This window comes from Nitrospira lenta (assembly GCF_900403705.1).
In the GTDB taxonomy this organism is placed as follows: Bacteria; Nitrospirota; Nitrospiria; order Nitrospirales; family Nitrospiraceae; genus Nitrospira_D; species Nitrospira_D lenta.
The window spans coordinates 352,104-378,020 of sequence record NZ_OUNR01000017.1; the positions used below are offsets into that span (position 1 = coordinate 352,104).

Annotated in this window: 25 protein-coding genes and 3 tRNA genes; 9 read left to right on the forward strand and 19 right to left on the reverse strand. The window is 56.0% G+C overall.

Annotated features, from left to right (window positions below; genetic code table 11):
* Nucleotides 1-45: 45 nt before the first annotated feature.
* Genes dnaB through NITLEN_RS13385 form a run of 4 tightly spaced genes read right to left on the reverse strand, consistent with a single transcriptional unit; the run spans nt 46 to nt 5,265 of the window.
* Entirely contained in the window at nt 46-1,398 is a 1,353-nt protein-coding gene (gene dnaB, locus NITLEN_RS13370; protein ID WP_121990110.1) for a replicative DNA helicase, read from the reverse strand.
* Nucleotides 1,395-2,501: an ATP phosphoribosyltransferase regulatory subunit gene (gene hisZ / locus NITLEN_RS13375; protein ID WP_121990111.1), complete on the reverse strand. Its 1,107-nt coding sequence runs from the start codon at nt 2,499-2,501 to the stop codon at nt 1,395-1,397. Before hisZ ends, dnaB begins: the two co-directional genes overlap by 4 nt.
* A gap of 27 nt (nt 2,502-2,528) precedes the next feature.
* Nucleotides 2,529-4,112 (reverse strand): phosphoglycerate dehydrogenase, encoded by a 1,584-nt coding sequence (gene serA, locus NITLEN_RS13380; protein WP_121990112.1) that lies wholly within the window; start codon nt 4,110-4,112, stop codon nt 2,529-2,531.
* 10 nt (nt 4,113-4,122) lie between these two features.
* Nucleotides 4,123-5,265, reverse strand: a complete 1,143-nt coding sequence (locus NITLEN_RS13385; RefSeq protein ID WP_121990113.1) for a pyridoxal-phosphate-dependent aminotransferase family protein — start codon at nt 5,263-5,265, stop codon at nt 4,123-4,125.
* A 344-nt stretch (nt 5,266-5,609) separates the two neighbouring features.
* Here NITLEN_RS13385 and NITLEN_RS13390 point away from each other — a divergent pair, with 344 nt between their 5' ends.
* Nucleotides 5,610-6,875 carry a lytic transglycosylase domain-containing protein gene (locus tag NITLEN_RS13390; RefSeq protein WP_121990114.1) on the forward strand — a complete coding sequence of 422 codons (1,266 nt, stop codon included), beginning with the start codon at nt 5,610-5,612 and terminating at the stop codon, nt 6,873-6,875.
* Nucleotides 6,876-6,932: 57 nt separating this feature from the next.
* Here NITLEN_RS13390 and NITLEN_RS13395 read toward each other — a convergent pair whose 3' ends face one another.
* Nucleotides 6,933-7,688, reverse strand: a complete 756-nt coding sequence (locus NITLEN_RS13395) for a tetratricopeptide repeat protein (protein WP_121990115.1) — start codon at nt 7,686-7,688, stop codon at nt 6,933-6,935.
* A gap of 137 nt (nt 7,689-7,825) precedes the next feature.
* Here NITLEN_RS13395 and bioF point away from each other — a divergent pair, with 137 nt between their 5' ends.
* From bioF to NITLEN_RS13410, 3 genes are all read left to right on the forward strand, one after another.
* On the forward strand, nt 7,826-8,986 hold the full coding sequence (gene bioF, locus NITLEN_RS13400) for an 8-amino-7-oxononanoate synthase (protein WP_219999450.1): 1,161 nt from the start codon (nt 7,826-7,828) through the stop codon (nt 8,984-8,986).
* A 152-nt stretch (nt 8,987-9,138) separates the two neighbouring features.
* Nucleotides 9,139-10,203 carry a type IV pilus twitching motility protein PilT gene (locus NITLEN_RS13405; RefSeq protein ID WP_121990117.1) on the forward strand — a complete coding sequence of 355 codons (1,065 nt, stop codon included), beginning with the start codon at nt 9,139-9,141 and terminating at the stop codon, nt 10,201-10,203.
* 25 nt (nt 10,204-10,228) lie between these two features.
* Complete coding sequence (locus NITLEN_RS13410) at nt 10,229-11,398, forward strand: PilT/PilU family type 4a pilus ATPase (protein ID WP_121990118.1); 1,170 nt, start codon at nt 10,229-10,231, stop codon at nt 11,396-11,398.
* Between the two features lie 33 nt (nt 11,399-11,431).
* Here the strand turns inward: NITLEN_RS13410 and NITLEN_RS13415 are convergent, their stop codons facing one another.
* The 3 genes from NITLEN_RS13415 to NITLEN_RS13425 all read right to left on the reverse strand — a co-directional run bounded on the left by NITLEN_RS13415 (nt 11,432) and on the right by NITLEN_RS13425 (nt 13,091).
* Entirely contained in the window at nt 11,432-11,899 is a 468-nt protein-coding gene (locus NITLEN_RS13415; protein WP_146216188.1) for a hypothetical protein, read from the reverse strand.
* 132 nt (nt 11,900-12,031) lie between these two features.
* Complete coding sequence (locus NITLEN_RS13420; RefSeq protein ID WP_121990120.1) at nt 12,032-12,886, reverse strand: formylglycine-generating enzyme family protein; 855 nt, start codon at nt 12,884-12,886, stop codon at nt 12,032-12,034.
* A gap of 127 nt (nt 12,887-13,013) precedes the next feature.
* Nucleotides 13,014-13,091: transfer RNA gene (locus tag NITLEN_RS13425), tRNA-Glu, on the reverse strand.
* Nucleotides 13,092-13,302: 211 nt separating this feature from the next.
* Between NITLEN_RS13425 and NITLEN_RS13430 the strand changes: the two genes are divergently transcribed.
* Complete coding sequence (locus NITLEN_RS13430) at nt 13,303-13,785, forward strand: hypothetical protein (protein ID WP_121990121.1); 483 nt, start codon at nt 13,303-13,305, stop codon at nt 13,783-13,785.
* A 226-nt stretch (nt 13,786-14,011) separates the two neighbouring features.
* Nucleotides 14,012-14,401 carry a hypothetical protein gene (locus NITLEN_RS13435; RefSeq protein ID WP_121990122.1) on the forward strand — a complete coding sequence of 130 codons (390 nt, stop codon included), beginning with the start codon at nt 14,012-14,014 and terminating at the stop codon, nt 14,399-14,401.
* A gap of 43 nt (nt 14,402-14,444) precedes the next feature.
* On the opposite strand, the gene NITLEN_RS13440 is transcribed toward NITLEN_RS13435, so the two are convergent.
* The 3 genes from NITLEN_RS13440 to NITLEN_RS13450 form a co-directional block, all read right to left on the reverse strand.
* A complete protein-coding gene (locus NITLEN_RS13440) occupies nt 14,445-15,104 on the reverse strand; it encodes a MarR family winged helix-turn-helix transcriptional regulator (protein WP_121990123.1) in 660 nt (219 codons plus the stop codon).
* 202 nt (nt 15,105-15,306) lie between these two features.
* Nucleotides 15,307-15,382: transfer RNA gene (locus tag NITLEN_RS13445), tRNA-Lys, on the reverse strand.
* 74 nt (nt 15,383-15,456) lie between these two features.
* Nucleotides 15,457-16,770, reverse strand: coding sequence for an adenylosuccinate synthase (locus NITLEN_RS13450; RefSeq protein WP_121990124.1), 1,314 nt, complete (start codon nt 16,768-16,770; stop codon nt 15,457-15,459).
* Nucleotides 16,771-17,069: 299 nt separating this feature from the next.
* On the opposite strand from NITLEN_RS13450, the gene NITLEN_RS13455 reads away from it, so the two are divergent.
* Both NITLEN_RS13455 and NITLEN_RS13460 read left to right on the forward strand, forming a co-directional pair.
* Nucleotides 17,070-17,145, forward strand: a tRNA-Ala gene (locus NITLEN_RS13455).
* 101 nt (nt 17,146-17,246) lie between these two features.
* Nucleotides 17,247-19,091, forward strand: coding sequence for an ABC-F family ATP-binding cassette domain-containing protein (locus NITLEN_RS13460; RefSeq protein ID WP_121990125.1), 1,845 nt, complete (start codon nt 17,247-17,249; stop codon nt 19,089-19,091).
* 70 nt (nt 19,092-19,161) lie between these two features.
* Here the strand turns inward: NITLEN_RS13460 and NITLEN_RS13465 are convergent, their stop codons facing one another.
* Both NITLEN_RS13465 and NITLEN_RS13470 read right to left on the reverse strand, forming a co-directional pair.
* Nucleotides 19,162-19,551: a PilZ domain-containing protein gene (locus NITLEN_RS13465; RefSeq protein ID WP_121990126.1), complete on the reverse strand. Its 390-nt coding sequence runs from the start codon at nt 19,549-19,551 to the stop codon at nt 19,162-19,164.
* Between the two features lie 49 nt (nt 19,552-19,600).
* Entirely contained in the window at nt 19,601-20,896 is a 1,296-nt protein-coding gene (locus NITLEN_RS13470; protein ID WP_121990127.1) for a replication-associated recombination protein A, read from the reverse strand.
* Between the two features lie 114 nt (nt 20,897-21,010).
* Between NITLEN_RS13470 and NITLEN_RS13475 the strand changes: the two genes are divergently transcribed.
* Nucleotides 21,011-21,805: an alpha/beta fold hydrolase gene (locus NITLEN_RS13475; protein ID WP_121990128.1), complete on the forward strand. Its 795-nt coding sequence runs from the start codon at nt 21,011-21,013 to the stop codon at nt 21,803-21,805.
* A gap of 22 nt (nt 21,806-21,827) precedes the next feature.
* Here the strand turns inward: NITLEN_RS13475 and folE are convergent, their stop codons facing one another.
* From folE to NITLEN_RS13505, 6 genes are all read right to left on the reverse strand, one after another.
* Entirely contained in the window at nt 21,828-22,427 is a 600-nt protein-coding gene (folE, locus tag NITLEN_RS13480) for a GTP cyclohydrolase I FolE (protein ID WP_121990188.1), read from the reverse strand.
* A gap of 54 nt (nt 22,428-22,481) precedes the next feature.
* Nucleotides 22,482-22,913: a 6-carboxytetrahydropterin synthase gene (locus NITLEN_RS13485; RefSeq protein ID WP_121990129.1), complete on the reverse strand. Its 432-nt coding sequence runs from the start codon at nt 22,911-22,913 to the stop codon at nt 22,482-22,484.
* Between the two features lie 122 nt (nt 22,914-23,035).
* On the reverse strand, nt 23,036-23,356 hold the full coding sequence (erpA, locus tag NITLEN_RS13490; RefSeq protein ID WP_121990130.1) for an iron-sulfur cluster insertion protein ErpA: 321 nt from the start codon (nt 23,354-23,356) through the stop codon (nt 23,036-23,038).
* 64 nt (nt 23,357-23,420) lie between these two features.
* The gene (locus NITLEN_RS13495; protein ID WP_121990131.1) at nt 23,421-23,783 is read right to left on the reverse strand and encodes a 2Fe-2S iron-sulfur cluster-binding protein; all 363 of its coding nucleotides are present in this window, start codon (nt 23,781-23,783) and stop codon (nt 23,421-23,423) included.
* A gap of 9 nt (nt 23,784-23,792) precedes the next feature.
* Nucleotides 23,793-25,085 carry an NADH-quinone oxidoreductase subunit NuoF gene (gene nuoF, locus NITLEN_RS13500; protein ID WP_181416861.1) on the reverse strand — a complete coding sequence of 431 codons (1,293 nt, stop codon included), beginning with the start codon at nt 25,083-25,085 and terminating at the stop codon, nt 23,793-23,795.
* Nucleotides 25,086-25,309: 224 nt separating this feature from the next.
* On the reverse strand, nt 25,310-25,897 hold the full coding sequence (locus NITLEN_RS13505; RefSeq protein ID WP_245924472.1) for a urate hydroxylase PuuD: 588 nt from the start codon (nt 25,895-25,897) through the stop codon (nt 25,310-25,312).
* Nucleotides 25,898-25,917: the final 20 nt, after the last annotated feature.

Below are 25,917 nucleotides of genomic sequence, written 5' to 3' on the forward strand. Positions count from 1 at the left end.
CTGGAAGGAATTATACCGATAGGAGAAAAGACCCGTCAAACGACTTTACGATTCGCGATTGTCGAGGCTTTCAAACTTGGCGAACCGATCATGGAAAAACAGATCCCGCTTGCCGATCGGACCGTTTCGATGCTTACTGATGATAATCTCGGCAATGCCCTTCCGCTCAGAGTTCTGGTCATAGACATCTTCGCGATAGATAAACATGACCACGTCGGCATCCTGTTCGATCGCACCGGACTCACGCAAGTCGGCCAACATGGGGATCGGAGGTTTTCTCGCCTCTACGGCTCGACTGAGCTGCGAGAGCGCCACCACCGGCACATTCAGTTCTTTCGCCAACGCCTTGAGCGACCGGGAGATATCGGAGATTTCTTGTTGCCGCGATTCCGAATCACTCCGCCCCTGCATAAGCTGTAGATAATCGACGATCAGAAGATCCAACCCCTTTTCAGCTTTGAGGCGGCGAGCTTTCCCGCGCATCTGCTGCACGGTAATTCCACCCGTGTCATCGATATAGATCGGCGCTTGCTCCAGCCTTCCCGCGGCTTCGGCCAGCCGCCACCAATCTTCCTTTTGCAGTTTGCCCGTCCGGAGTCCATGGGAATCGACCCTCGCCTCTGAACTCAACATGCGCAACACAATTTGCGGTTTGGACATTTCGAGACTGAAAATGCCGACCACGGCCTTGGCGTGAATTGCGGCATGCGTCGCAAACCCCAAGGCCAAGCTGGTCTTGCCCATACTAGGACGAGCCGCCACAATCACAAGGTCAGACGGCTGGAGCCCTGCGGTAAGATCGTCAAGATCGTAATACCCCGTCGGGACTCCCGTGACATGCTCTTTCCGCTTCGACAGCTTATCGACAAGATCAAGACTCTCTTTGATGATGTCGTTGATCGGGGTAAACGATCGTTCTAATTTGCCTTGGGCAATACTGAAGACGGAACGCTCGGCAAAATCGAGCAGATCGTCAATAGAGGTCGTCCCTTCATAGCCTTTCGTCAGCACTTCCGTCGAGGTGTGAATGAGTTCCCGCGCCACTGCCTTATCGCGCACAATCTTGCAGTGGTACCGGATATTGGCTGAACTGGACACCGACTGGACTAATTCAGCAAGAAAGGCCGCGCCGCCGATCGACTCCAGCTCCCCCTTCGCTTTCAACCGCTCCGTCAACGTGATCTGGTCGATGACTTCTCCGACATCGGATAGGTCGAGCATCGCCCGATATATTTTGCGATGGGCCGTGCGGTAGAAATTCTCCTCGACGAGCAATTCCATCGCTTTCGGCATGGCCTGATTGTCCAGCAGAATAGCGCCCAACACAGACTGCTCCGCTTCAAGGTTCTGCGGCGGCAATTTCGGCTGAGAAAGATCGACGGTTGCGAATGGCTTCATGACGTCCTCTTCGATCCCTTTCGGATCCGTTTGGACGCATCAGTCCCCCCTGCTGCACCATCAGGAGACTGCGCTTGCAACCCACGAAACAAACGATCGACGTTTAAGGCAAAACCCGTAGATGGAATATTCCGGCCGAACCGGCCGATGAGATGGTCATAGCGGCCCCCACCTCCCAATTCAACCCCAACCCCATCCGCAAATACGTCAAACACCACGCCATCATAGTAATCGAATCCTCGGAACTCGCCCAAATCGAGAAGGAAGGCATCTTGGTGGCCGGCCTTGCACAGCGTCTCATAGACCATGGTCAACCGATCAAGCGCCTGTACGGCGGCCCTATCGCCCTTTGCCAACGCTCGGCCCCTGGCCAATACCTCGACTTGCCCGCATAGCTCGGGCGCTTCTAAAATGGACGTGGCGTAGCGGCTCGTGACCCGTTCACTGCTAAGAATCTCTTGTAGACGAGGAAGATCTTTGCGAGCCGCAGCCTGTTCGGCTCGCTTTTGTCCAGCAGGTGAGAGCCCTGCCCGAATCAGCAAGCCCTTAAAAAATCCCACATGCCCGAGCGAGATCTTAAAGGAGCGGAGACCGACCTGCTTCAAACACTCGATCATAAGGATCAGCATTTCACTATCAGCGCCGGCATCATCGGCCCCGATATGTTCTGCACCAACCTGAAAAATTTCCCGATCGCGCCCGGCATGCTCCGGCTCATAGCGAAACACCGACGTGCGGTAGGCCAACCGCAACGGCAACTGCGCCCCCATCATACCCATCGCCACGGTTCGAGCAATCTGAGCAGTCGCGTCCGGTCGCAAGAGTAGGATGCGACCGGTAGTGCGATCAGCGAATTTGTAGCACTTCTCGATTAGCTCAGGCTCTAGCCCTGGAGTCAGGACATCGAGATACTCAAATGTCGGCAGAATGATCTCGTCGTAACCCCGGCTGGTCAGACGTCCGAGTAACTGCGCCTCAAGCGCTCTGACTTGTTTCGCTGCGGCAGGCAGGATGGTCGCCATCCCAGACGGGACCAGCGACCGATCACGCAAGGGATGGGTCTGACCGAGATCAACGCGCGTCTTCAAAGGAGCAGGAGGCATAGCAGACCGATGCGCGTCTATGACCGGTTAGGAGAGATTTGCTACTTTGACTGAAAGAATATTTGAGCTGGATTTGATCTTATCCAGTACGCCCACCGGAAACACAGTATCCGAGGCAATGATCAATAAGGCGTTCCCACCGCGCTTTTCAAGCGCGCACTGCATACGCACGATATTGATATTGTTCTCGCCGAGCACCTGTCCCACCATCCCAATCACCCCAGGGCGATCGACATTGTGGATAAATAGCATGTGCCCTTCGGGAACCACCTCGACCTTGAAGCTGTCGATCTCCACCACCCTGGCGTCTTTCTTATGATAGAGCGTGCCAGCCACCTGGTGCGAGGCTTTTCCGGCCTCGACCCTGACGCGAATCAGGCTGGTAAAATCGCCTGCATCCGTACTTTTGACCTCTTTGACTTCGATGCCCCGCTCTTTCGCCACAACCGGAGCATTGACGTAGTTCACCGGGTTTTCCATAATCGGCGTCAGCAAGCCTTTCAACACGCCGATCGTCAGCGGCGCAATCGAGAGCGTCGCCACTTCTCCGCTATATTCCACCGTGACCCGCTCAATTCCACCCTGGCACAATTGTGACAGTAAGGATCCCATTTTCTCTACGAGCGTGAGATAGGGCTGCAACCGCGGCAACAGTTCCGGCGCAATAGACGGAATATTCACCGCCCCCCTGGCCACACCCTTCGTAAAGTAATCCACGACCTGCTCGGCAATCCCAACCGCAACATTCTCCTGCGCTTCCGTCGTTTGCGCGCCGATGTGAGGCGTGCAAATAAAATTGTCCAAGGCTAAGAGAGGATTGTCCGCCTTGACCGGCTCCTCTTCAAACACGTCAAACGCCGCAGCCGCCACTTTCTTGCTCTTCAATGCCTCGACAAGGTCGCCTTCGTTAATGATGCCGCCGCGGGCGCAGTTCACGATCATTACACCGGGTTTCATGGTGGCGATGGCCTGTGCGTTGATGATGCCCTTCGTTTCAGGCGTCAACGGCGTATGAACCGAGATGATATCGGCGCTCTTAAACAAATCAGGCAACGCCATCATCGTCACGCCCATTTTCTCTGCTCGATCCGCAGCCAAATAGGGATCATACGCAATCACTCGCATACCGATGCCTTGCGCCATTTTCGTCAAATGGCTGCCGATTTGGCCGACGCCGACGATGCCGAGCACCTTATTATAGAGCTCGACCCCCATGAACTTGTCTTTTTCCCACTTGCCGGTCTTTACCGACGCGGTGGCTTGCGGAATTCGCCGGCTCATCGCGCAAATCATGGACATCGTGTGTTCGGCCGTCGTGACGGTATTGCCGCCCGGCGTATTCATGACGACGATGCCGCGCTTCGTGGCCGCCGGCGTATCGACGTTATCGAGACCAGAGCCTGCACGCCCCACGATCTTCAACTTCGGCGCCGCCGCGATCAACTCATCGGTGACCTTGGTGCCGGACCGCACGATCAACCCATCCGCGTCCTGAATCTCCTTAAACAATTCCTCTTTCGGCATTTTTGATTTCACGACAACGGTGAAACCCGCCTTTTCGAGGAGTTCGACGCCTTGCTTCGATAAACTGTCGCTGATCAGGATTTTCATGAAGACCTGCCTATTTCGCCATCAAAATTTCTTGCGCTTTACCCACTCCGCTGCCCAACTTCACGGAATGGCCCAGTCCCTTCAAGACCATTTCCGTTGCGGCTACGGCCGTAATCACATCAAATCGATCGGCATAGCCCATATGGGAAAGACGGAACACCTTCCCCTTCAATTGGTCCTGTCCACCGGCTGCGGTAATCCCGTATTGAACACGGAGATTCTTATAGATGGCCTGTCCATCAACTCCGTCCGGCGCACAGACCGTCGTCAAGGCGTCGCTGGGGGAATTCTTGGGAAACAACGCTAATCCCGCAGCCTTCATCCCTTCACGCATGGCGTGAGCCAATTGTCCCTGCCGCGCAAACATCTTATCCAACCCTTCGGCCTTCATGATTCTAAACACTTCCTGAAGACCGATGATCAAAGACACCGTCGGCGTAAATAAGGTCTGGTTCTTGGCCTGATTCTCGCGTTCTTTCTTGAAGTTGAAATAGAACGACGCGTTCTTGGCTTTCTCTGCAACCGCCCAAGCCTTGTCGCTGACACTCACGAATGCCATGCCCGGCGGAAGCATCAGGGCCTTCTGCGAACCGGTAATGACGACATCCAATCCCCAGGCATCCGTCTTAATATCGAATACACCTAGCGCGGTAATCGCATCCACGACTAAAATCGTATTCTCGTACCCTTTGACGATCTCGCCCAGCGCCTTCACGTCGTGCGACACACCGGTCGACGTCTCACTGGCCTGGACATAGACCGCCTTAATCGAAGGGTCTGCCTTCAACGCATCAGCCACCACCTTCGGATCGACCGCATGACCCCACTCAACCTTAATTTCCGTGACCAGCACACCAAACGCTTTACAGATCTTTCCCCACCGCTCGCCAAACTTCCCGCCATTGATACACAGGGCCTTGTCGCCGGGAGACAGAAAGTTGGAGATCGATCCTTCCATCCCTCCAGTACCGGAAGAAGCCAACATGATGACGTCATTTCGAGTTTGAAATAGCCACTTAAGCCCCTCACGAACTTCTGCGAAGATCGGATCGAACTCGGGGGCCCGATGATGAATCATCGGGCGGGCCATCGCCAATAGCACTTCTGGAGGTACAGGCGTAGGGCCAGGAGCCAGCAAATACCGCTTCAACATTGACGATCCTCCTTCAATATCACCCGCAATATCATCCGGTGGGGATGCGACTAGAAAAGAGGCGGTACGCTACCACTAGCGCTACAAGACTGTCAAGAAATGGAGGACCGCAAGAGCTTAAAATCGCTGGAGGTTTCGCCTCACAATCCTTGGCGCATCCTCAGCATATTCCCACGTTGCAGACTCGTGCCTCCAACCCTACTGCGGACGAAGACTTGCCTCAAAAGAAGGACGCTCTAACCCATTCAATTTCTTGACAACTCATCATCTGATCGATAGTCTACTTAAAGAAACACGTCGTTCACCAGAACTTGAGGTCCATTTTGAACCAGCGATATCTCTCTATGCTATTTCTCGCACTCTGCATCCTTGCGATCGGAACCTTCTCAGCCCCGATCACGGAAAGTTTTGCCGACGCTCCATCGCCGGATGGGGTGGCAGAGGTGAATACTCCAGAAGAAGACGACGAACAGGATGCCAATCTAGTTCCCCTGGAGCCTGAATTAGCCATCCTCCCTCCAGGGTTTACCGAATTCGCGCAGGATTCAGGCTCCGCAATCGGAGCCGCATCGCAAAATCCGTCAAACTCGACAATACTATTTCCAAGCCCCATCCAATCCGTCAATGGCGAGACCGTCTATAACATCCCCATCGTGATAGACCCCAGCGTGCAGAGTCATATACGCTTCTTCAATATATCGATCCGATCACGCTTTGAGCAGTGGCTGATACGGCTCAGCCGCTATCAGCCCCTGGTTGAGAAAATCTTCTCAGAGTTCAATATTCCCAGCGACTTGGTCTATCTCTCATTAGTCGAAAGCGGCTTCAATCCCTACGCCTTCTCCCGCGCAAAAGCGACCGGACCGTGGCAGTTCATGAAAGGTACGGGAAAGGTCTACGGTCTCCGCATCGACAATTATGTAGATGAACGCCGCGACCCGATCAAGTCTACCGTCGCAGCAGCTCGCTACCTCCGCGATCTCTATGATCTGTTCGGAACCTGGCCTCTCGCCATGGCGGCCTACAATGCCGGTGAAGGTAAAGTCATGCGAGCGCTCCATAAGGTCCAAGGAGAGACCTTCTCTGACATCTCGAACACCAAATTGATCCGCACCGAAACAAAGCAATACGTACCCCGCATCATGGCCGCCACCGTGATTGCGAGAAATCCTGACCAATACGGATTCCCGCAAAATCCCGTCACGCCCCACCAGTTTGAAGAAGTCGTGGTCAATCGGCCGCTTCATTTCCATGCGATCGCCAATACCACCGGGATCCCCTACGAAGAGCTCCGTCTTCTGAACCCGGAACTCCGACGCGACGCCACGCCGCCCGGCGAATCGGCCTATCATCTCAAAGTCCCGGTAGGAACCAGTTCCAAAGTGGCCCAGCTTCTGGATCGCGTTCCCTCATATAAATTTCCACCGCTCCCGGCAGTCAAAGCCCAACGCAGCAAAGCCGACAGCAGCAAATGGTATCGCGTACGCGGAGGGGACACACTCGAGAAAGTCTCCAAGCGTTTCCGCGTACCCATGAAAACACTGAAGGCGAAAAATAACCTGACCAGCTCCGTCCTCAAAGCCGGAGAGCTCTTGATCATCGCACGCTGATACATACCCTTGCTTCAGGCATAGGCCTGAAGCAGCAGTACCGTAGAAGCCGGCGAGTTATGGTTTCTTAGGCGGAGCGGGAGAAGCAGGGGCAGGATCCGGCGACTTCTTTACTTCAAGCACCTTGAGTCGCACGGCGGCTTCGTTTGCCAACGGGGAATTCGGATAGTTCTTCATCAAGTCTTGATAATGCGCCAGCGCCCCCTCGGGCCTCGATAGGCTCTCTTCCAACCTGGCCAACTCAAACAGGGCATGGTCTCGATTCAACGCGCCGGGAACATCGAGCACTGCCGAATAGGCCTTGGCGGCCTGATCGCGATCCCCCTTCAAAAGATACGCGTAGCCTAAGCGCTGCTGAACCAAACCCAACAGCGACGCATTCGATCCATACATCAAAACAAAACGCTTATACGCTTCGATCGCCGCATCCAACTCATTAGCCTGAACCAACGCATTCCCAAGTTGGAAGGCCGCAAGCGGAGCGGTTGCTGTCCGTGGATACTCCTCCACAATTCTCTTATAGAGCGTCACCGCTTCCTTGAGATTCGTATCGGATTTCTTGGGATCATCTGCAGGCCTGGTGAAGTAGTGGAGCGTGGCCTCCCGCTCAAGGTCCTGCGCTTTTTGCATCGTCTGGCTGTCATACCACAGCACCCCGCCGACAATTCCAGCCGCGAGCACAAGAATCGCTGCTCCTACCAACAGTGGACCACGATAGACGCGCACACCATCCAGCCAATGCTCAAGGTTGCTGACCAGATGCGCCTCGTCAACCGGCAAAGTCCGTGGTGGAACTTTAATACGATAGGTCATAAGATATCCTGGCGAACTGCGATTTCGTTTCGAATGAACTTGGGCCTTATACTAGGGATTGATTTACCTTGTCAACGTAACACATCCTGATACGACCCACGGGCCCCGAGCGCCACATGGCCAGAGAAAGTCCCTCCATGTTTCGTAGCCGACTCCAACAGCTAGATACCCAATCACTGACACGGCATCTCCATACACTTGGCTCTGCGACTGGGCCGACTATCCAGCTCGCAGGGCGCACGGTCATCCTGCTGGCCTCCAATGATTACTTGGGTCTCGCCACCCATCCCGACGTCATTTACGCCGCCATCCAGGCTACGACGCAGTATGGAACAGGTGCGGGAGCCGCGCGCTTAGTCTGCGGGACACTTCCTCCTCACACGGAGCTGGAACAAGCCCTGGCCACTTTTAAACAGACCCCATCCGCATTGGTCTATGGATCAGGATACCTTGCGAATATAGGTGTCATCCCCTCGCTCATCACACGAGGCGGGCAGATTTTTGCTGATCGGCTCTCTCACGCCAGCCTCATTGATGGGGCTCGGCTCAGTCGCGCCGACCTGCGGGTCTACAGGCATCGAGATCTAAATCACCTCGAGTCCCTCCTCAAACGAACACCCCCTGGGCGACCCGTGCTCATCGTGACAGACGGTTTATTCAGCATGGACGGCGACCTGGCCCCGCTTCCTGAACTGGCAACGCTGACTCAACGATTCGGGGCGACACTCTACGTCGATGATGCCCACGGCACTGGAGTGATGGGCCAATCGGGCCGTGGCACACTTGAGCATTTCGGAGTCGAGGATCGGATTCCGTTTCACATGGGCACCCTTGGCAAAGCACTTGGCAGCAGCGGTGCCTATATCGCCGGCCCTACGGACATGATTCAATACCTGGTGAACACCAGCCGCCCCTTTATGTTTACAACCGCACCGCCACCCGCCTCGGCAGCCGCCGCGCGTGCCGCGCTGACCATACTCCAGCAAGACCCGTCGCGTCGCGCCAGGCTGTGGCGCAATCGCGACCATTTGTTTGCAGGCCTGACCCGCCTTGGATTTCACCTCACCGACTCCGCCAGCCCGATTCTTCCCATTCTGATCGGTCACGCCGAGAAGGCGCTCGCCTTTGCCGAACAACTCCTGGCACAAGGAGTCTATGCACCGGCGATCCGCCCACCGACGGTCCCTGATGGATCCAGCCGCATTCGCGTGACCATCACCGCTGAGCATTCTCCCGAACAGATTGACCTCGCATTGTCAGCATTTGAGCGTGCGGGACAATCGGTGCACCTGCTCTAGCCGCGGCCCGCGCTCCGCACCTTCCCGTGAATTTCTTGCTTTCCCGCCTTGCTATGGCATGATGCTCACAAGTCATTCATCAGGGGAAACCGCTGCACCGGCCGCAGTACCCACGCACGACCGACGACCAGCCTTACTACGGAGTCATACCTATGGATATTTCAAAACTCCTGACATTTTCAGTCAAAGAGGGCGCGTCCGACTGTCATATCAGCTCGGGCGAGCCTCCGATGATTCGCATACACGGCGATCTGAAGAAGTTGGATCATCCGGCCCTTACACCGGATGAGACACACGCCCTGATCTACGACATGATGACGGATACTCAGCGAAAAAACTTTGAAGAGCACCGGGAATGCGACTTCTCGTTCGAGTTGGGCGATATCGCTCGCTTCCGCGTGAACGTCTTTGTGCAGCAGCGCGGACTCGGAGCGGTCTTCCGAAACATCCCCACGGAAATTCTTCCACTTGAAAAGCTCGGCATGCCGCCGACCTTGCGTCAGCTCTGCGACAAGGAAAAAGGGCTCATCCTCGTTACCGGGCCAACCGGATCCGGTAAGTCGACGACACTCGCCGCCATGGTCGACTATTTGAACAATACCTTCGAAGGCCACATCATTACGATCGAAGACCCCATCGAGTTCGTACACAAGTCGAAGAAATGTCTGGTGAACCAACGGGAGCTTGGCGTCCACACGCTGTCCTTTGCCAATGCCCTCAAGTCCGCACTTCGCGAAGACCCCGATATCGTGCTCGTGGGGGAAATGCGAGATCTGGACACCATTCAGCTTGCACTGACTGCGGCAGAAACCGGGCACCTGGTCTTCGGCACGCTCCACACCTCCAGCGCGCCCAAAACCATCGACCGCATCATCGACGCCTTTCCACCGGCCCAACAGGCGCAGATACGGACACAGCTATCAGAAGCATTGGAAGCCGTCATTACTCAGACGCTGCTCAAGAAAAAGACGGGAGGACGCGTCGCGGCACTGGAAATCATGGTTGCAACCACAGCCGTCCGCAATCTGATCCGCGAGGCCAAACTCCATCAAATCCCCGGCATCATGCAGGCCAGCCAGAAAGATGGCATGCAGACAATGGACATGGCGTTACTCGAGCTGGCGACGCGTGGCGTCGTCACGAAAGCCGAAGCGCAATCGCGCAGCATGAATCCGAACCTCTTCGGATCGGCCGCTTCACTCAGCGGCGCCGCGTAACCACTGCAAGACCACGGAGACAGGCATGGATATCCGCAGCCTCTTAAAAGTCATGGTCGATCGGGAAGCCTCCGACCTCTACCTCACGGTCGACGCGCCCCCGATCTATCGAATCCACGGATCCACGCAACAAACGGACGCGCCCCCGTTCAGCAACGAACAGCTGGAAGCCTTGGCCCTGGCGCTCATGCGCGGGCAGCAACGGGGAGAGTTCGAAGAAAAAATGGAGATGAACCTGGCGCTCTACTACAAAGAGCTGGGCCGGTTCCGCGTGAATATCTTCCGCCAGAGGGGCAATGTCGGCCTCGTCTTCCGTCTGATTAAAGCAGAGATTCAATCCGTCGATCAGCTGGAACTCCCGCCGATCATCAAAGACATCGCCATGACGAAACGCGGGCTCGTGTTGGTCGTCGGCGCCACCGGTTCCGGTAAATCAACCTCGCTCGCGGCCATGATCGACCACCGGAACTCCGTTCACCAAGGGCATATCATCACAGTCGAAGATCCGATCGAATTCGTCCACAGCCACAAGAAATCGCTGATCACACAGCGAGAGATCGGCTTCGATACCCTGAGCTTTCAGAATGCCCTGAAGAATACTCTCCGGCAAGCCCCCGACGTAATTCTCATCGGTGAGGTCCGGGATACCGAAACCATGGAAGCCGCCATCACGTTCGCAGAAACCGGACACTTGTGCATCGCGACGTTGCACTCGAATAATGCCAACCAGGCCATCGAGCGCATCATGAACTTTTTCCCGGTCGAGCGGCATCCACAAATCTACCTTCAGCTCTCGCTGAACCTCCGCGCCATTATTTCACAACGTCTCATCCCCTCCCTCGATGGACGGCGCGTGCCGGCGCTGGAAATCATGCTGGATACCCCGCGCGTGAAGGACCTCGTCAAGAAAGCGGAAATCGATACACTCAAAGAAGCGATGGAGCAGGGAGTTGATGAAGGCTGCCAAACCTTCGACTACGTCCTCTTCCAACTCTACAAAGCCAATAAGATCAGCCTTGAACAGGCCTTGATCAATGCAGACAGTGCCAACAATCTCCGTCTCAAGATCAAGCTGGAAGGGCTCAAAGGCGATGACGCGGTCAATGCCCTACTGGATAAGCACCCTTCACATCAGCAAAGCGACGCGTTCAAGATTCAGGGAAACGGGAATGTAGTCCCACTCAAAAAGCGCTGACGCACGCGTGGCAAACCCATGCCGTTCAATCGCTTACTTTGCCGGGACATTCCCCGTCTGATGCTCCAGGTACTCCGCGATCTTCTCCAATGCCAGCGCGCTCAACTTTGCCCCATACCATACCGGCATCGTCCGCTCCGGATACCCCGGAACAACGAATGCTGCCGGATCGACAACAGACTCCACGACATATTCGTGCACGGTGCTGGCTCTCCCTCGATAGGTAGGATCAGCTAGCCGCTGCACTCCCGTCACACCGAGAGTAAGCGGCGGGCCAACTTGGCCATTCGCGCCAGGAATTCCAGGAATCACGTGGCACACCGGACAACCGACCTTGGTGAAAACCTCTACGATCGGTTCGTCACCGGACACCAGCGGAATCATCTCTGCCGTCAGCGAAGTCGGCCCTGCATTCACTGAAACCACGGGGCCGGCTGATGGAGCAGGCTCGATGCGCAGGGTCCACAGTGCATAGAGCAGCACTATCCCCATTACGATCATGATCGCAGCACGTTCCGGAGGTGGCGTGGCGCGAGAAGAAGAAGCGGATGATTCGGATGGATCAACCTGCATGCGAATTCAAGGATAGTGTTGTGGCAGCTATTCTACGTTGGAGTAAAGGGACGATCCGGACTACTTCGCCGCATCCAAGGCACATCGAAATCCAACCGTCCGATCTTCAAATTCTGGCTCTGCTGAAAATCGAGCGGTCACGCGCAACGCCGTCGGCAGATCCGCCCAGGATCCACCACGAAGAATCCGTTTCTCTCCGCTCTTCGGACCCGATGGATCGGTGTCGGGGCTCTTCTGATAATACTCACGATCATACCAATCGTTCACCCATTCGGCGGCATTCCCCGCCATGTGTGCCAATCCATAGGGACTCCGGCCCCCGTCTTTCAATCCATGACGCACGCTCATTCCATCCAGTCCACTGCCGACCGGCACTAACGTGATGACCTCACTTACCCAAAGACCCCGGTTGTAGTTCGCAATATCGACAAAGGGCTGCATCGCCCCCCAAGGGTACCGCCGACCATCAGTCCCCCTGGCCGCTTTTTCCCATTCGGCTTCGGTGGGTAACCGCTTTCCAGCCCACACGCAATAGGCGGCAGCTTCCGTCCAAGTCACCCCAACGACAGGACGATCCTCCAGAGAGCGCCCCGAATCCTCATCGGTAGGGACCGCCTCACCGCGCTTGCCTAATTCAAGAAATTGCTGATACCGCCCTGATGTGACCTCATATTGATCAATGTAAAACGCTTTGATGGTCACCGTGTGTTCCGGCCGTTCATTTGGCAATCCGTCATTGGTCCCCATGAGAAATGGCCCGGAGGGAACCAGGAGCATCGGAGCACCATCGTTGCCTTTGATGGCTTCGACAGATTTTGACGGAGCGCTTTTCGCGGAAGGCAGATCAGCCGCTTCAACCAATGACAGCGCAGCTACCAAGCCAATGAACAGACCGCAGTAGATTCCCCGCCGCATTGTCCGCCCCCCTCTTGCAGTCATCGCCATCAGCACACACGGCTAGCAAAGAAAGTGTACCCGGCAGGATCCGCAAACACAACGGAAGCCTCAACGGGATACTGAAAAAATTGAGTTAAAGAATGGTTGGTGTCCCCAACGGGATTTGAACCCGTGTTACTGCCTTGAAAGGGCAATGTCCTAGGCCAGGCTAGACGATGGGGACATAGAAACAACGATCGTGGCAAGAACCGCGGGAGTTGTACCACACTCATGAACGCCCTGTCACTACGCCTTTCGCACCTCGGCTCGAGGCCGCTCTAAGCTGTCGGCATCACCTTCCTTACACCGCATACCGACTCTCGATTGAATGTGGTAAACTCGTCCGGCCAACGTCTATGACACTAGCGTTGGCCGGACCGAGAAAGGACGCTGCTATGGTCAGATCTACCCTACATTTGGCCGCCGCTGGCCTCGCAATCCTGCTGACGCTCAGCTTCGGATGTACCCACGATACCTATCAACAGCGAGCCGACATCGTGAAAGACCATGTCGAGGCATTCTACTCACACCTGAAATCTAACCATGTCGAGGCAGCCGTGCGCGAGAACGAGCAAATTGAAGCCATGGCGAGTCAGATGGGGGAGACGGTTCGGAAACGGGCACAGATGCAGGGCACCACACAAGTAGAACGGGAATTTGCCTTGATGAAAACGGCCAATGAAGCGGCGGCGCAAAACTGGCTCGCGCTGGGCCAATATTTCTCGATCAAGAAGCAGCCCGCGCAAGCACGTGCCACCTACCAGAGAATTGTCGATACCTATACTAATCCTACCGACCGTTCATACCGCGAGCAGGCTCAACGGGCGCTGAAAGACCTTGAGATCCTGTCCCCGCCCACGACACACACGCTTCCCTAGCCTTCGGCTCGATATCGCGACCATGCGCTGGACCTATAGATTCCCCACTCTCACTCGATTGTTACTAGGCGGATGGCTGGGCCTCCTGTTGCTCAGCCTCACAGCTCTTCCTGGATGCGTGCGCCGGATTGAAGTTCATCCGATCCCAAGCCATCCAGCAAGTAGTGCTATTCCCCGCTCACTACAGGTGGCGATCAGCAGCTTGACCATTCAAGGCGCCGATCACATGCCGGGCATTACACTCCTGGAGTGGCGCACCTCGGATCTCTCTCGCGCCACAATGGAATACGTCCGCAACCGTGGCACATTCGCATCCGTGTCCGAAGGGTCCGCAGATCTGGTTATGACAGTAACCGCCAGACTAGCAATGATCGCACGGGGCCCCTACGTCTACCATGTCCGCCTCCAGACAAACATGGGAACAACGACAGGATCCATCAAGACCTATGATGTGGAACGATCTGCGACCGGATCCTCTGTGCGGTGGGTTACGGCATCCGATCGCGATCCCATTGAGGCGGCCCTCCAGTTAGCGCTGGAAGACCTCCTCACGAGTATTGAATCGGATCGGTCGTTGTATCTGGTAAAAGAACCGGTCGGAGGCGATAAATCCTAGTCTGGTGCCGCTACAGACAACACAGCCTCTCTCGGCTTCACCCTTATGCAGATTTGGCTTGAATAAACTTTTCCCAAGCCTGCTTGGCCACCGAGGGAGCCGCCTCGGTGTAATCTGGACAATCGAGGCGTAGCGATTGATCCGCCAGCGGAGCATCGATAAATTGACAATGATGGGATGCCGCACTATTGGGATGCGCGTTGGGACTAAAATGCTGACAGGACACGCACATCCGTGCCACGGGAATTTCTCCCTGTAACTGTAAGGCTCGAATCATCTTGACGAGAATGGCAAGAAGGTTGGCCTGCTCCTGCCCTGACAACTGCTGCGTCGCAGCGGCTAATGCTTCCGGCCATCCCGTTCCCACCTGACTGGCCTTCATTCCCTTCGCCGTCAAATGGACGGTCACCACGCGATTATCCGTATCTGATCGGCGGCGACGGACCAACTGCTTCAATTCCAGCGTACGAATCACTTCCGACGCCGTGGGAAGCTTGACCGACAGCTCTTTCGCAATGACCGAGACCATCGCGCAACGATTGGGCTGTGTTCGTAAAAACGACAACACCTGAACTTGCAATGGCCCAACTCCCTGCCGTCCCTGCCGACGCCACGGCCGACTCTTCATTGCCAGGCCAATTTTCGAAAGACCCGTTACCAATCGACCCGGGAGCTCCTCTCGATCAATCTTCATCAAGGGCATGTTATGTTCCTCGCTCAAAGTGTGGGAAACCTACGTATAGTAGCCAGTGTATTGGTTGCATTATTGAGACGTCAAGTCTCCCCCTCGTTTTTCCTAACCCAAAAATCACAACGGTCTCTTTTGATGTATGTTCGTGCGCGTTGACGCAGGATCGACACGGAGGGAGGGGGCATCCTGCCAGGCGCGGATGCCATTCGCAACGTGGTGAGCCGGCTGGGACTCGAACCCAGGGCCCTCGCCTTAAAAGGGCGATGCTCTACCAACTGAGCTACCGGCTCACGATGCGAAATGCTGTCATCCAGCCAGGCGATTGTCAACCCCTGAAGAGTCCAAGGGGCGCCAATCCGGCCGTCTAGGAACGTGGGCGACGTCGGGAACACTTCAACGGATTGCGCAGCGTGACGGTTTCGGTACGCTTGGATCCCGTCGAGATCATATCAATGCGGCAATCCGCCAGCTCTTCAATACGAGCCAGATAACGCTTGGCTTCAGCAGGAAGCTGTTTATACGTGGTCGCCCCAGTTGTCGAAGCCGTCCAGCCTTTCATCCGTTGATAGACCGGCTCGCACTGCATGAGCGTATCCAGATCAGACGGCATTTCTTTATAGAGAACGCCTTCATGCCGATACCCCACGCACACTTTCAATTCTTTGCATCCGTCCAGCACATCCAGCTTTGTGACCGCCAGCGACGTCAGGCCGTTCACCTGAACCGCGTGGCGCACTACGACCGCGTCGTACCAGCCGCATCGCCGCGGGCGCCCGGTGGTCGAGCCAAACTCACGCCCGCGCTCCTGCAGCCCCTGGCCCACTTCGTCGGTCAACTCCGTTGGAAACGGTCCGCTTCCGACCCGGGTCGTATAGGCCTTGGCGATCCCCATCGCCGCATCGATCATCGTCGGCCCCACACCGGTCCCGGTGCAGGCCCCGCCGGCGGCAGAACTGGACGACGTCACAAAGGGGTAGGTTCCAAAATCGACATCCAAATGCGTGCCCTGCGCCCCCTCAAACAACACCGTCTTATCCTTGCTGATCGCCCGATTCAACAGTGTGGTCGTATCGACGATATACCCCTTGAGGCGTTCCGCATAACCCATGTATTGGTCGAAAACCTTGTCGACCTGAAAGGTCTCAACTTTATAGAGCCGTTCCAAAAACCAATTCATTTCGATGAGATTTTCTTCCAGCTTCTTTCTGAACAGCGCCGGGTTCAACAAATCGCCCATACGAATCCCAACGCGAGCCATTTTATCAGCATAGGATGGCCCGATCCCGCGACCGGTCGTGCCGATCTTGCGCGACCCCTTCGACTGCTCGGATGCCCGATCGATCGCTTTATGGTACGGCAGAATCATGTGCGCCCGCTGGCTGACAGCAAAATTCTTCCCAAAGGCAATGCCCAACAATTGGAGCCGATCCATCTCTTCAATCAGCGCTCCCGGATCGACGACCACCCCATTCCCGATGACACACGTGGTGCCGCGATAAAGAATCCCGGAAGGAATCAGATGGAAAATATAGGTCCCGCGCTCATTGATCACGGTGTGGCCCGCGTTCGAGCCGCCCTGATACCGCACGACAATATTGGCATCCTTCGCCAAAATATCGACGATCTTGCCCTTGCCTTCATCGCCCCATTGGGCGCCGATTATGACGAGATTTCCCATACCACCACTTCCTCTCAGCCCGTTCAATCACGAAAAAATGGCTCTGACCCGATGGGGAGATCAGAGCCGCGGGGGCCCATCGTAGGTACCGCCCACCCGTTTGTCAAGCCAATCTCCGTCTAAAATACTCAGCGCAGCGCCATCCCCTCACCCCACGCACATCGGCATCAACCCCGCTGGCGGTCCCGATGAAGACCGCTTCCAGCTCTCCTCCATGTTTCGCTTTCTTGACTGGGTGTGACCTGCGTGTTAGCATGCCAGAACTTCTCGCGGAGTACGTATCTCTAGACCAACGGTGTGGGGCTGTAGCGCAGTTGGGAGCGCGCGTGAATGGCATTCACGAGGTCGCCGGTTCAATCCCGGCCAGCTCCACCAAACCAACCCTCGGTTGAACCACGCCCGCTAGATCGTTAAAGTAATTTGCGCGCGCGGGCCACCACGTCTCATTCACCTCTCTGCTCGATTGAATAATCGCTATGCTACAAATCGAATCAGTCCATAAGCAATACTCCACGAGAATTCTGCTTGAAGGCGCCTCCGCGCATCTCCGTCCGAATTCACGGGTCGGGCTGGTCGGACCGAACGGGGCCGGCAAGACCACGCTCTTTCGAATGATCCTCGGAGAAGAATCCCCGGACAAAGGCTCGATCCGCAAGCGCCCGCGGCTCCGCGTCGGGTACCTGCCGCAGGAGCTCGAAACGATCATCGGCAAAAATGTGCTGGACGCCACCCATCGCGACCTCTACCCAGAACATGAGGCCGAACGGATCCTCATGGGATTAGGATTCTCGGAGATCGACTTTACTCGTCAGGTTGAAAAGCTATCCGGAGGATACCGAATGCGGGTGGCGTTAGCGCACCTGCTGTTGACCAACCCTGACGTCCTCATGCTCGATGAGCCGACGAACCACTTGGACAAACCAACCCAGCGCTGGTTCGAGCAATTCCTTCTGGACTCGGAAATGACGCTGTTACTCATCAGCCACGATACGGCATTTCTCGATCGCGTCGTGACCCACATCTGGGATCTGCGGCACCATAAGATCGAAGAATATCGCGGCAACTATGCGGCGTTCCAGCGGCTCAAGGCCGAGCGGGACGCGCAGCGTGAAGCCGCCGCCGGGCGTCAGGCCAAGGAAGTCGCGCGGGTTCAAACCTTCGTGGATCGCTTCCGCTACCAGGCAAACAAAGCCAGTCAGGTGCAGTCGCGCATCAAGCAGCTTGAGAAGGTCAAGATGATCGAGATCAAGCGCGATCCCAAACGAGTCAAGTTTAAGTTCCCGCTCCCCGCAGCAAGCGGCAGGCAGGTCCTCGAACTTGAAGGCGCGGCCAAGCGCTATGGCGAAAAAGTGGTCTATGATCGAGTTGATTGTTCGATCGAGCGCGGACAGCGCGTCGCATTGGTGGGAGAAAACGGAGCCGGAAAAAGCACGCTGCTCAAGATGCTGGCGGGAGCGTTAGAACCGGATAAAGGCAAGAGATCGGTCGGCCATGGCGTCACGCTCCATTACTTTGCGCAACACCAGGCCGAGACCTTGAATCCGGAACATTCGATTCTCCAATCCCTCTCAGAAGTATCCCATCAAGCGGAGATGAACTTCCTCCGTGGAATTGCCGGCGCCTTTCTCTTCACCGGCGACGATCAAAAGAAACCGATCAAGGCGCTGAGCGGAGGGGAACGCAATCGCGTCGCGCTCGCGCGCATGCTGGTCGAACCGGCCAATACGTTATTGCTCGACGAGCCGACCAACCATCTCGACCCAGCATCGGTCGATATGCTTACCGATGCCCTCTCGGACTTCCCCGGTACGATCATCTTCATTTCGCACGACCCGACCTTTCTGACCAGAGTCTGCACGCGCGTCATTGAAATCGAAGAAGGCAAGGCCCGCAGCTTTTCGGGCGACTACGAGTATTACTTGTGGAAGAAGGCACAGGAAATCGACTCCATCAAGGAATCGAGCGACGACTTGAAGGGCGCGGATCGCGGGAAAAACGCCGGACCAACCAGGGCCATGGCGTCACAGGCTCCAGCCAAGTCCGCTGCCGGAGATCGCCGAGATTTGAACAAAACCCAGGCTAGACTGGAAAAACAGGTTGCGCGGGCTGAAGCCGAGATTGCCGAGTGTGAAACTAAAATCAAAGCGCGGGACCTTGAACTGGCTAATCCCTCTCTCTACAAAGAGAAGTCCACGGCATGGAGCGATCTGCAGATCGAGTATGATGGGTGGAAGAAGGACCTGGTGCGACTCACCGCCCGGTGGGAAACCCTCTCAGCTGAACTGGAAGACGTCAAGCAGAAGCTGACGGCCTTCGCCTAGCGGAATCCAGAATACATCAGGCGAAGCATTGTACGATGGAAAGCGAACCCGGAAGGACCTGCCTCGTCAACTAGACGGAAGACCTGATCGTTTCTTCAAGGTAGTAGAAAAGCCAGCGGTTCTTTTCTCTCGTCACCAGATCGTCCCACACCACTCCCGTCAAAAATCCTTTTTCCCAATCCTTCACCCAGGCGACCGTCCCCTCCAGCTTTTCCTGCTGGTCGGCGCCGTCTGAATCTAAAAATGCAAGCGACACGGTCACTCGCTCATTGATGGGAAAACGATCCTTGGTGTGCAGGCCGGCCCCAATCTTATTTACGTTGTCGAGCACGGCCGTACTGGCACGGCCACCGCTCTTCGGCGCAATGAGAGCAGACCCCACCAATGTTGCACGAACGAACTTCCGTCGTTCGCTGACGACCGCGGCGGCAACTGCTTGCTTCGACTCTCCGCGCTTCATAGGCCTAAGTATAACCGATTAGAAAACTTTGTAAACCACCTAAAAAGACTTATGGGCGAGGCTTCGGCCGATAGTACTGCCGTTCTTTCAAGACATCCGGGAGATGCGCCTGGTCAACCTTGGCCTGGGGATCATCGTGAACATACCGATACCCTTTCCCGTATCCAATTCCCTTCATGAGGGAGGTTACGGCATTCCGCAAATGCAGCGGGACTCCAAGATTTCCATGGGCTTGAGCATCCTCCTTGGCTTCCAATAAGCCGATATAGGATGCATTGTCTTTAGGTGCAGCCGCCAGGTAGGTCGTCCCATGAGCGAGGTTGATCTGAGCCTCGGGGAGCCCGACAAATTGCACGGCCTGAGCCACGGCATTGGCCACCAAGAGCCCCATGGGATCGGCGTTGCCAACGTCTTCCGAAGCAAAAATCACCATGCGGCGAGCGATGAATTTCGGATCCTCGCCCGCTTCCAACATCCGGGCAAGCCAATAGAGGGCCCCGTTCGGATCGGAATCACGTAGACTTTTGATATAGGCAAAAATGACGTTGTAATGTTCCTCTCCCGTTTTGTCGTAACGGAGCGCCTGTTTATTCAGCGAGGCCGCGAGCAGCCGTTCATCGATTGACCGAGTACCATCCGCGCCGACCGGCGCCTGCGTCACCACAAACTCGGCAGCCGTCAACAACGCACGCGCATCCCCGTTACCGAATGCGATCAGGCGCTGCCGCGCCTCCGGCGACAGACGCGCCTTCAATTGCCCCAGACCGACGGCTGAATCGGTAAGTGCACGGTCCAGGATCATCCCCAGCGCCTCATCAGAGAGAGACTTGAGCACAACCAGGATCGATCGCGACATCAACGGACTGATCACTTCAAACGAGGGATTCTCGGTCGTAGCCCCAACGAGAATCACCGTCCCTCGTTCGACGTGGGGAAGAAAAGCATCCTGCTGGGCTTTGTTAAAGCGATGGATTTCGTCGACGAAAAGCACCGTCTTCTGCTGTTGCAACACGAGCCGGTGCTCGGCGGCCTTGATGATTTCGCGTAGCTCTGGAATGCCGCCCGTGACAGCTGAAAACGCTACGAAGTGGGCTTTTGTATGTCTGGCGATGAGATGCGCCAGCGTGGTCTTGCCCGATCCTGGCGGGCCCCAGAAGATTACCGAGGACAGGCGATCAGACTCGATGGCCTTCCGCAGCGGCCGATCCTGGCCGACAATCTCATCCTGCCCGACAAAATCGGCGAACTCCCGCGGGCGCATCCGCTCCGCCAACGGTGCGTCGGCCTTCCTCTCCGTTTGAGGCACAGCAAACAAATCAGGCCCTGGTTCCCGCGGGGTCGCCATCAGTTACCTCTATTAAGCAGCCGATTGTATACGCCATATACCGTGATCGCAAACCGCCCCTTGACCATCGATACCGCCGATGCTACGAACAGCGCCAGCGTAAGGAGGGATTTGATGCAAGCAACACTCAACGGCATCACGCTGGCCTACAATGATACCGGGACCGGTCTTCCGATAGTCTTTCTGCATGCCTTCCCCCTCAATCGCACCATGTGGGCTGAGCAGGAAGCGGCCCTCTCATCACGCCATCGAGTCATCACCATTGATCTGCGGGGACACGGGGAATCCGATGCCCCATTGTGGCACTACAGCCTCGATCAGGCCGCAGATGATGTTCACGCGTTGCTGAATCATCTCTCGATCCGGCAGGCCCTCTTCGTCGGCCTATCGATGGGCGGCTACATCCTGTTAGCGTTCTATCGAATATATGCGAATCAGGTGAAGGGAATGGTACTGGCGGATACGAAGGCCCAGGCCGATACGCCCGAGGGAAAAGCGGGGCGCTTCCAGATGGCCCAGATCGCCTACAAACAGGGACCGTCTGCGATCGCCGACATCATGCTTCCGAAGCTCTTGAGTCCAGCAACCATTCAGAGCAGACCAGAGATCGTTCAGCGGGTTCGAGCGATGATTGAAGGAAATCAGATCAGCGGGATCGCCGGAGACTTGATGGCAATGGCCGAACGGCCAGACTCAGTACCGTTCTTGAAACAGATCAGCTGCCCCACACAGATCATTGTCGGCGAGCTGGACCACGCGACACCACCGGCCGATGCGAAACTCATGGCGGAACAGATCCCCAACGCGAAACTGGCCATCATCCCCAACGCCGCGCACCTCGCGAACTTGGAACAGCCAGAAGCGTTTACCCGCCTTATTGCAGAATTTCAATCGGGACTGAAGAACTAACTGGCGGGCACTATCCTGCGATCTAGTCCGAAGTGCCGACACCACTGCGGCGTATGAGCTTCAGAAACTCCAGCCTGGTTTGCTGCTGAGTCCGGAAGGCGCCGAGCATGGAACTGCTCACCGCGACCGTATTTTGCTTTTCCACGCCGCGCATCATCATGCACAGGTGACGAGCCTCGACAACCACGCCCACGCCATGCGCGTTCAGTTTTGTCTTGAGCGTCTCCGCAATCTGCACGGTAAGCCGTTCTTGCACTTGGAGCCGCCGCGCGAAGGTATCGACGATGCGGGGAATCTTGCTGAGCCCGACCACCTTCTTGTTGGGCAAGTACCCCACGTGCACTTTGCCATAGAAGGGCAACAGGTGATGTTCGCACATACTGTAGAAATCGATGTCTTTCACGATGACCATTTCATCGTACTCAATCGGGAAAAGCGCCCCGTTCAAAAGCTGATCGATGTCACGGTGATATCCCTGCGTCATGAATGCGAGCGCCTTGGCCACACGCTCGGGAGTCTTGAGCAATCCGTTACGGCCAGGATTCTCTCCCAGCGCCAGCAAAGTCTCTGTGACGAGAGCTTGCAATACGCCCAGATCTGCCGGTCGTCCCGTCCCGCTCATATCCTCAACCGGCTTCCGCCGGCGGCTCGCTGCTTGCTTGGCCATAGTGTCTCCCTAGGATCTCGCCGCAACCAAGGCCGACCCCGTGTATTCGAAATAGTTGTCTCTCGTCTCAACGACGGCCACTTTCTTGAGTTGCCCTTCCGGAACCTGTGTGACGAGCAAATCCCAGATCAGCAGCACCAGATTTTCACCGGTTGTCGTCCGCGTAGCAAACTCGGGGTCCTGGTTGAGATCCCGGTGATCGAATCGAGTCACAATTCGCTCGGTGACGATGCGATCAAGCGCGTCGATATCCATCGTTCGCCCGCTCTGCGAGACACCGGGACTCCCGATTGTCACGAGCACCACGTAATTATGCCCGTGCCCGTTGGGATTGTTACACTTACCGAAGACCGCCCGGTTGTCTTCAATCGATAAATAGTCGGTGTGTAACCGATGGGCCGCACAGAATCGATACCGCCTGGTAATGCTGCCCTGTCCCATACCATTCACACTGAGATCGGTGAAAAAGACGAAGCCAGGATTCCCCTCGCGGGCAACCCTGGCTTTCCACTATCTGAAAACTGTAGGCAGAGTGCGAGTCCTCTTCCTTCCGGTCAATCCGCTTAGGCGCTGAAGGAACTGCCGCAGCCGCAGGTCGTCTTGGCTTGCGGATTCTTGATCGAGAATCCTGACCCCTGCACGCTGTCGACATAGTCGACTTCGGCACCCTGCAAGAGAGGAGCGCTCTGAGAATCCATGATGACCTTCACATCGCCCTTTTCCACGACGGTGTCGTCTTCGCCCATCTTGGACTCAAACGCCATCCCATATTGATAGCCATGGCATCCGCCGCCACGGACATAGACGCGAAGGCCGACTACATCCTTCTCTTCCGCCATAAGCTCTCGGATCTTCTGTTCTGCAACCGCTGAAATAGTAACCATGGTCTTCCTCCTGTATCTCCAGATCCGCAACCTGCGACCCGGGTTGGCTTAGTGTAACACCTCTCTACCGAATATCAACTCCCTGCGTCTCTGATTGTATGGCCGAAGGCTCCATAAACTTAGGATCCGCAAACTTGGACTCCGGAACCCGTACGACGACATCGCCTAGCACTCTGGCCTGACAACCCAGTCGATGCCAGGGCTCACTCAAGTTTTCCCGATCCAACAAATCCTGCTCGTCAAAGTCGATCTCGGACAACTGGTCACTGCCGGACTGCACTTCTACTCGGCAAGTCGTGCACGATGCATTGCCTCCGCAATCATGATTCAGCGAGAAACCCAGCTCCTTGGCGGCATCCAGCAACGTCAGGTTTCTGGTCACCGTCCCGCTCTTCCCCTGAGGATGAATGAAGGTCACACGCGGCATAATCGATCCCTATACCTCTACCGCCGCCGGCGTAAACGGGCAACGCTGCAACCGAAGATGCTCCTCGTACTCTTTCTGGAAAAGCTTCACACTGCTCTGCACCAGGACAGCCGCACCGGTCACCAACGTACAGTAGCCCGTTCCCTTCACGAACCCGCAAAGCTGCAACAGGCTATCCATATCCTTTTGCGTCCCCTGCCCCTCTTCGATCTTCGCCATCAACGTGGCCAGATTGTTCGTCCCCATCCGGCAGGGCGGACATTGCCCGCAACTCTCGCCTTTGAAGAAATTCGAATATTTCAGCGTCGCCGCCACCATGCAGGTCGCATCGTCGATCACAATCGTTCCCGCCGACCCCAATCCGGTTCCAGCTTTCTTAAGTGAATCGAAATCCATTTGCAAATCGAGTTGATCGGCCGTCACCATCGAGAAGGCCGGGCCACCGGGGAAAACCGCCTTGATCTGCCGGCCACCCTTGACGCCGCCGCCGCACTTTTCAATCAACTCGCGGATCGTCACACCCATGGGCATTTCATACACACCCGGGCGATTCACAGAGCCGCTTAACGAAAACATCATCGTGCCGGGACATTTCTCCGTTCCAACCTGCGTAAACCAGGCGGCGCCTTTATACAGGATCCGCGGAATGTTACAGAGCGTCTCCACATTGTTTACTAAGGTCGGCTTCCCGTAGAGGCCGAAATCAGTAGGATAAAACGGTGGCTTCTGACGGGGCATCGCCGGACGGCCTTGCATCGACTCCAACATCGCGGTCTCTTCACCGGCCACATAACTCCCGTGGCCTTCGAATACCTGCAACTCGATGTCGAAACCCTTCCCTAACACATTTTTCCCAACCAGCCCGCGCGTACGAGCTTCAGCCAAGGCCTTCTTCAGATTTTCCCGCTCTTCTTCGTACTCATGATTCACATAAATAAAAGCGGCTTTGGCCTGAACAGTATGGGCGGCAATCAAACAGCCTTCGATCAATTGATGCGGAAGCGTCTTGAGGAGAAATCGGTCTTTGAACGTCCCCGGCTCATGTTCGCCTGCGTTGCAGACAAAGTAGTGTTCCTTGATTCGATGGTTCAGCACCTTGTCCCATTTGACCCCGGTTGGGAATCCGGCGCCGCCCCGCCCTCGCAGCCCAGCCTTCTTCAATTCGGCCACGACGTCGTCGGCTTTCATGCCGTCGACACACCGCTTCCACGCCTCATAGCCCCCCACCTTGAGGTAGCCTTCAATCTCCCAGGGAGATCCTTCAAGCTTTTGGACTAGACGGGGCTCGGTCGCGATGGACATAGACATTCCTTCGAAAAAATCCGCGAGTTTAGAAGCCGTACTATACGGCTGACTGCGCGTCTCCGTCAAGGCAACTCATGGGGAATAGGCCTGAATCTCAAGCAGTTAGGGCAAGGGCCCTATGGCGTTGCTAGGCATGTAGGGCAATCGGGAGCAGTAACCAGTAGGGCGGATCCATTTCGCCGGCCGGACATTCCCGGACCGGCGAAATGGCGAAAATCCACTTACTTGAAATGGCTGCCGGCCCCCATGAAAAACAACATGGGAATCGAGAGCATAACGTTGACACGTGACGCATAGAGCGCGGTCTTCCCCCACGCTGCCATCTCGGCAGGTGCCGGGGTTCCCTGCGCCGCTGCCGTCACTGCCGCAATGATCTTCTTCTGATTGGGCCAGATGATGGCGTGGACATTGGCCATCATGATGATGCCCAACAACCCGCCGATCCCCAACGCCATGGCGCCGGTTCCGCCTTTGGCGTACAGATAGCCATACAACCCAATGCCCGCCAGCACAGTCACCGTGGCCCCATGCCGAAACCAGTTGAGTGCTAACGGCATCAGCTTCGGAATCACGATGTTTTTCGTAGGCCCATCCAGACTTTTCAGAAAAGCAGCATTGACAAGATTAAAGAAATACAACAGCCCGATCCACGTAATCCCTGCCAAGAAGTGCACCCAGCGCATGATCATACCCACCCAATCGACCTCGCCTGCGCCAATCCCGGACATGCCGAGAAACACCACTATCAAAACGACGGCCAGTGCGAATCCCGCACCGATCGTCTGCATCGGATCTTCAAGAAATTTCATAGCTCCCTCTCCTCACACGG